The sequence below is a fragment of the Intrasporangium sp. genome (assembly GCF_032907665.1).
GTDB lineage: Bacteria > Actinomycetota > Actinomycetes > Actinomycetales > Dermatophilaceae > Intrasporangium.
The window spans coordinates 11,447-18,075 of sequence record NZ_JAJJPG010000060.1 but is presented as its reverse complement, the minus strand read 5'-3'; the positions used below and the strand labels follow the sequence as shown (position 1 = coordinate 18,075).

Sequence of the window (6,629 nt, the reverse complement as noted above, 5' to 3'; positions counted from 1 at the left end):
GGTGGTGACGAGGCCGCCGGTGACCCGAACCAGGGCACGGACGCGATCTGGAGCCACCGCTGGCAGGCGAACCTCCATCCGGGGAGCCCGCTGGGCGTCGCCGGCGTCAACATCGGCAGCAATGCCGGTCTGGTCAGCAGCACGGAGGTGCCCAACAACCCCACCGGGGTCTGGGTCTTCGACTACACGATCCAGCCGGAGAACGGCGGCCTCGGGGTCTTCGCCCACGAGTTCGCCCACGACCTCAACCTGCCCGACCTCTACGACACGTCCGGCAACACGGGCGGGGCGGAGAACAACACCGCGTTCTGGACGCTCATGTCCTCGGGGTCGAACATCGGCGACGGCAGCCCTGACGGGATCGGGGACGCGCCCACCGACCTCTCAGCCTGGGAGCTGTTCCAGCTCGGCTGGCTCCAGCCCCAGGGCAGGCACGGCCCGTTCTACGACGTGGCCGTCGCGGGCCAGCGCTCGTCGCACACGCTCGGATCGAACGTTCCGGCCACGAAGAAGCCGCAGGCCCTCTTCGTCGTCCTCCCGGACAAGGACGTGGCGCTCGACATCGGGACTCCCTATGCCGGCGAGAAGATGTACTGGAGCACCTCGGGTGACGAGCTCGAGACGACGATGACGCACGACGCGACAGCCGGTGCGCTGACGGCGAAGGTCAACTACCAGATCGAGGTCGACTGGGACTACGCCTACCTCGAGGCATCCCCCGACGGCACGAACTGGACGCCCGTCGACACCAACCGCTCGACGACCAGCAACCCCAACGGCCAGAACCAGGGCTTCGGGATCACCGGGTCGACCGCGGGAGCGTGGGTCGACCTGTCCGGCACGCTGCCGGCCGGGACGACCCAGGTCCGGTTCCGCTACTGGACCGACGTCGCCGCCACTGAGCCGGGCATCATGATCGACGACATCGCCCTGGACGGCACACTCATCGGCACCGCGGAGGCCGACGAGGGCTGGACGTTCGACGGCTTCGTCGAGACCACCGGCACCGAGATCCAGTCGTTCTTCAACGCCTACGTCGTCGAGAACCGGCAGTACGACGGCTATGACGAGTCCCTGAAGACGGCCTACAACTTCGGATTCCTCGACACGAGGCCGGACTGGGTGGAGACGCACCCGTACCAGAACGGGATGCTCGTCTGGTACTGGGACGGCTCGCAGTCCGACAACAACGTCGGCGACCACCCCGGGAAGGGCTTGCTGCTTCCCGTCGACGCGCACCCAGAGTTCAGCCACTGGCCGGACGGCACCCTGATGCGCAACCGGATCCTGTCCTACGACTCGACCTTCGGGCTCGAGCCGACCGACGCCATCACGCTGCACAACAGCGGGATGGAGGGGACCATCGCCTCGCAGCCCGCGGTCCCCGTCTTCGACGACACGAGGACGTGGTGGGTCAACGAGGACGAGCACGCGGCAACCGGCTCGCACGCCGGTCGGTACGAGCCCGGCTGGTACGGCGTCGACGTGCCGAAGACCGGGACCACGATCCGGGTCGTGAGCACGTCCAAGCAGGGCAACGCGATGAACGTGCTCGTGGCTCCGAAGTGATCACCCGGGCGACCCCGGGTGACCCGTCACCGCCAGGTCTGACCGACCGGCTCCGGGCCACCTGACCGTCACCCATCGCAGAGGGCCCCACCGGCGTTGGTCGGTGGGGCCCTCTCGTCCCCGTAGAATCGTCACTCCGGCGGAGCCGAGCCGGTTGCTCCCCCTACTCACGTCCGAGGAGACCCGTGGCGCAACTGCTGCTCCTGCACCTGCTGGCAGCCGTCGTCGCCCCGTTACTCGTCCGGCTCCTGCATCGGAGGGCCTTCCTCGTCCTCGCGATGGTGCCGGCCACGGCGTTCGGCTGGCTCGTCAGCGTCTCGAGCGAGGTTCGCGCTGGCAACGGTCCCACCCAACACCTGACCTGGGTGCCGGGCCTCGGCCTCGACCTGGACTTCCGGGTCACCACGTTGTCGTGGGTCCTCGGGCTCCTCGTCACGGGAGTCGGCGCGCTCGTGCTGCTCTACTGCACGTGGTACTTCCATCCCGACGACGACACCCTGTGGCGCTTCACCTCGATGTTCACGGCCTTCGCGGGAGCGATGCTCGGACTCGTCCTGACCGACAACCTCCTCGTCCTCTATGTCTTCTGGGAGCTGACCACGGTCTTCTCCTACCTCCTGATCGGGCACAACCCGGCCAGCTCCACCAACCGACGCGCGGCGATGCAGGCCCTGCTCGTGACGACGATCGGCGGCCTGGCGATGCTCGTCGGGATCATCGCCATCGGGGTCAACCACACCTACTCGATCAGCGGATTCCTCAGCTCCAGGCCGACCCTCGACCCGGTGACGGTCGCGGCCCTCGTCCTCCTGCTCGTCGGAGCCCTGTCGAAATCGGCGCTCGTCCCGTTCCACTTCTGGCTGCCCGGAGCCATGGCAGCCCCCACACCGGTGAGCGCCTATCTCCATGCCGCCGCAATGGTCAAGGCCGGGGTGTACCTCGTGGCGCTCCTCGCCCCAGCCTTCGCCGGGGCGCCGGCCTGGCACGTCCTCACGGTCGGGCTCGGCCTCGCGACGATGCTCCTCGGCGGATGGCGAGCCCTGCGCCAGCACGACCTCAAGCTCCTGCTCGCCTACGGCACCGTGAGCCAGCTCGGCTTCATGGTCGCGATCAGCGGTATCGGGACCCGCGCCGCTGCCCTCGCGGCCCTCGCCCTCGTCGTCGGGCACGCGCTCTTCAAGTCCACCCTGTTCCTCACGGTCGGGGTCATCGACAGGGCGGCGGGCACCCGCGACCTGCGCCGCCTCTCCGGTGTCGGCAAGCGGCTCCTGCCCGTCAGCATCCCGGCCGGGCTGGCGGCCCTCTCCATGGCCGGGGTCACACCCCTGACCGGCTTCGTCGCCAAGGAGAGCGCACTCGGCGCTCTGTGGGACGGCGTCCAGGACGAGGCGCCCTTCGCGGCGCCCTTCGGCTGGCTCGCCCTGGGCGGGGTCGTCCTCGGGTCGATCCTCACGGTGGCATACACCGCTCGGTTCTTCTGGGGCGCGTTCGCGACGAAACCAGGCGTGCCGGCGACGAGACTGACGGTTCCGCACCCCGGCTTCGTCGCCGCGCCGCTCCTGCTGGGGACGGGTTCGCTGCTGCTCGGACTGCTCGCACCGCTCGAGTCCACCTGGCTCATGCCCTACGCGGACCAGTTCTCCGTCGGCGCCCGTCCGGAGGCGCTCGCCCTGTGGCACGGCCTCACCCTCCCACTCGCGCTGTCCCTCGTCTCGGTCGCCACCGGTGTCCTGCTGTTCGTCGCCCGCGAGCGGGTCGCCCGGGCCCAGTCCGCGGTCCCTGACGTCATCGACGGAGAGCGGATCTTCGGGCACCTCATGCGCGGTCTCGACCGCGGCGCGGTGGAGACGACGGCGGTGACCCAACGCGGTTCGCTCCCCCTCTACGTCATGGCGATCCTCGTCGTCTTCGTCACGCTGCCCGGCGGGGCGGCCCTCGTCGGGGGCACCGTCGGCCCGGTGCGCCTGTGGGACTCCCCCGCCCAAGTCGTCGTCGGGACGATCATGGTCGCCGCCGCGGTGCTCGTCCTCTTCGCGCGCAGGCGGGTGACGAGCATCATGCTCGTCGGGGTCACCGGCTTCGGCACAGCGACGCTCTTCATCATCGCGGGCGCCCCGGACCTCGGCATCACCCAGATGCTCGTCGAGACGGTTGCCCTCGTCGTCTTCGTCCTCGTGCTCCGCAGGCTCCCGACCAAGTTCACGCGCCATCCCGAATCGCCGGTCCGCTCGTGGCGTCTCGTCCTCGGCATCGCCGTCGGCCTCGGCGTCGCCGCGATCGGCCTCGTGACCACGAGCGCGCGCAACCAGCTCCCGGTCTCGGAGGGTTTCCCCAAGGAGGCCTACGCCTTCGGGCACGGGAAGAACATCGTCAACGTCACGCTGGTCGACATCCGGGCGTGGGACACCATGGGGGAGGTGTCGGTGCTCGTCGTCGCGGCGACCGGCATCGCGAGCCTCATCTTCGTCCGCACGAGGAACACCCGTCTGTCCCGAGCCACGGCCAAGAACCTCCCGCCGACGGAGCCGGCCAGGGGGACGTGGTTGCACGGGGGGCGCACCCTGCGTCCCGAACGCAGGTCGGTCATCTTCGAGGTCGTGACCCGGCTCGTCTTCCACGTCATGCTCGCTGCGTCGCTCTTCCTCCTCTTCGCCGGCCACAACCAGCCGGGCGGTGGCTTCGCGGGCGGCCTCGTGGCCGGGCTCGCCCTCGTCATCCGCTACCTCGCCGGCGGGCGCTACGAGCTCGACGAGGCCGCCCCCTTCGACGCCGGCCTGCTCGTCGGACTCGGGCTGCTCGTCGTCATCACGTCGGCGCTCGCCCCCCTCGCCTTCGGCGGCACGATCCTCGAGACGACGGCGCTCGACCTCGAGCTACCCCTCTGGGGCGAGGTGCACCTCGTCACCTCGCTCTTCTTCGACATCGGCGTCTACCTCATCGTCGTGGGAATGATGCTCGACATCGTCCGAAGCCTGGGGACCGGGATCGACCGCCAGGTCGCCGAGGAAGCCTCCGACCCAGGTGCAGATGCCGACGAGGCGCCCGCCGGCGAGGCGGCCGTCCGCCCCGGAGAGGCCCGCCAGTGACCACCCTCATCGCGCCAACCATCCAGCCCAACATCACGCTCATCGTCGTGGTCGCGGTGCTCATCGCATCCGGGACGATGCTCCTGCTGGACCGCAGCCTCGTGCGGATCCTGCTCGGGCTGCTCCTCGTCGGAAACGGGGTGTCCGTCCTCTACGTCGTCGTCGCGGGCGAGGCCGGACGGCCCCCGTTCGTCGGGGCCGCAGACCCCAACGAGATGAGCGACCCACTGCCGCAGGCCATGGTGCTGACGGCCATCGTCATCTCCCTCGCGACGATGGGCTTCCTGCTGGCGCTCTCCTACCGGCTCTGGCAGCTCGCGGGGACCGATGACGTCCCCGACGACGCCGAGGATGCCCGCATCCTCAGCATGGCCTCGGCCAACGAGCCGTCGGCCACCTACGATCCCGACGTGGCACCGACCACCACCTCGGACGAGAGCGCCCGGGAGAGCTCGCCATGAGCTCCTTCGTGCCCAACCTCGTGCCCCTCGCCGTGCTGCTCCCCCTCCTCGGTGCGGCCCTCACCCTCTCCTTCCGCCGCACTCCCGGCCTGCAGCGGGCCATCAGCGTCGGAGCCCTCACCGCGGTCGTCGTCGTCGCCGGCGTCCTCATCCACCAGACCGACGCACACGGCCCGCAGGTCCTCTGGCTGGGCGCCTGGCCCGAGCCGCTCGGCATCTCTCTCGTCGCCGACCGGCTGAGCTCGCTCATGCTCCTCGTGTCGGCCATCGTCGCCCTCCTGGTCCTCATCTTCGCGATCGGACAGGGGCAGGCGGACGACGAGGAAGACACCCCGATGTCGATCTTCCACCCGACCTACCTCGTGCTCATGGCCGGCGTGTCCAACGCCTTCCTCGCCGGTGACCTCTTCAACCTCTTCGTCGGCTTCGAGATCCTCCTCTTCGCCTCGTACGTCCTGCTCACCCTCGGCGGTGCCGGGCCGCGGATCCACGCAGGCACGACCTACGTCGTCGTCAGCCTGGTCAGCTCGGCCCTCTTCCTCATCGCCATCGCCGCCGCGTATGCCGCGACCGGCACGGTCAACCTCGCCCAGCTCGCCCTGCGCATCGAGGGGCTGCCGGCCGGCGTGGCGCTCGTGCTGCAGCTGGCCCTGCTCACCACCTTCGGGATCAAGGCAGCGGTCTTCCCCATGTCCGCCTGGCTCCCCGACAGCTATCCGACGGCTCCGGCGCCGGTGACCGCGGTCTTCGCCGGCCTGCTGACCAAGGTCGGTGTCTACGCGATCATCCGCACCCAGACGCTGCTCTTTCCCGACTCCCCCCTGACCGGGCTGCTCATGTGGGCGGCGCTGCTGACGATGATCATCGGGATCCTCGGCGCCGTGTCGCAGTCGGGCCTCAAGCGAATGCTGTCCTTCACGCTGGTCAGCCACATCGGGTACATGATCTTCGGCGTCGCCCTCGCCACCGAGCACGGCACCGCAGGCGCGATCTTCTACGTCGCGCACCACATCACCATCCAGACCGCGCTGTTCCTCATCACCGGTCTCGTCGAGCGGCTCGGCGGCACCACCTCCCTCGACCGGCTCGGTGGGCTCGCGGCGGTGTCGCCTGCCCTCGCCATCCTCTTCTTCACCTCAGCCATGAACCTCTCCGGGATCCCCCCGCTGTCCGGATTCCTCTCGAAGGTCGGCCTGCTCCACGCGGGAGTCGAGGTCGGCACACCGATGGCCTGGGTCCTCGTCACGGCCGGCATCGTGACGAGCCTGCTCACGCTCTATGCCCTCGCCAAGGTGTGGAGCCAGGCGTTCTGGCGCCGGTTGCCGCGTGAAACTGCAGCGAGGGAGGGCGCGGCCGACGCCGTTGTCGGCGCAGCGGACACCGCAGGAGGCGAGCCGGAGTCCACGGAGCTGGAGACCACCCCCACACCGGTCGGAGCGGGGACGACCACGCGAACCGACACGAGCGGCGAGGTCCTCGCCACCGGGCCACGCGACCACTTCACCGACCCCCC

4 protein-coding genes are annotated in these 6,629 nt (G+C 69.7%); all 4 read left to right on the top strand.

Features of this window, described 5'->3' with window-relative positions; genetic code table 11:
- Positions 1–1,569: M6 family metalloprotease domain-containing protein (locus LOY02_RS10555; protein WP_317182316.1), on the top strand; the 1,569-nt coding region annotated here is incomplete at its 5' end.
- 185 nt (positions 1,570–1,754) lie between these two features.
- Positions 1,755–4,655, top strand: a complete 2,901-nt coding sequence (locus tag LOY02_RS10550) for a Na+/H+ antiporter subunit A (protein WP_317182315.1) — start codon at positions 1,755–1,757, stop codon at positions 4,653–4,655.
- Positions 4,652–5,116 (top strand): Na(+)/H(+) antiporter subunit C, encoded by a 465-nt coding sequence (locus tag LOY02_RS10545; protein WP_317182314.1) that lies wholly within the window; start codon positions 4,652–4,654, stop codon positions 5,114–5,116. Before LOY02_RS10550 ends, LOY02_RS10545 begins: the two co-directional genes overlap by 4 nt.
- Positions 5,113–6,629: Na+/H+ antiporter subunit D (locus LOY02_RS10540; protein WP_317182313.1), on the top strand; the 1,517-nt coding region annotated here is incomplete at its 3' end. The genes LOY02_RS10545 and LOY02_RS10540, both read left to right, overlap by 4 nt.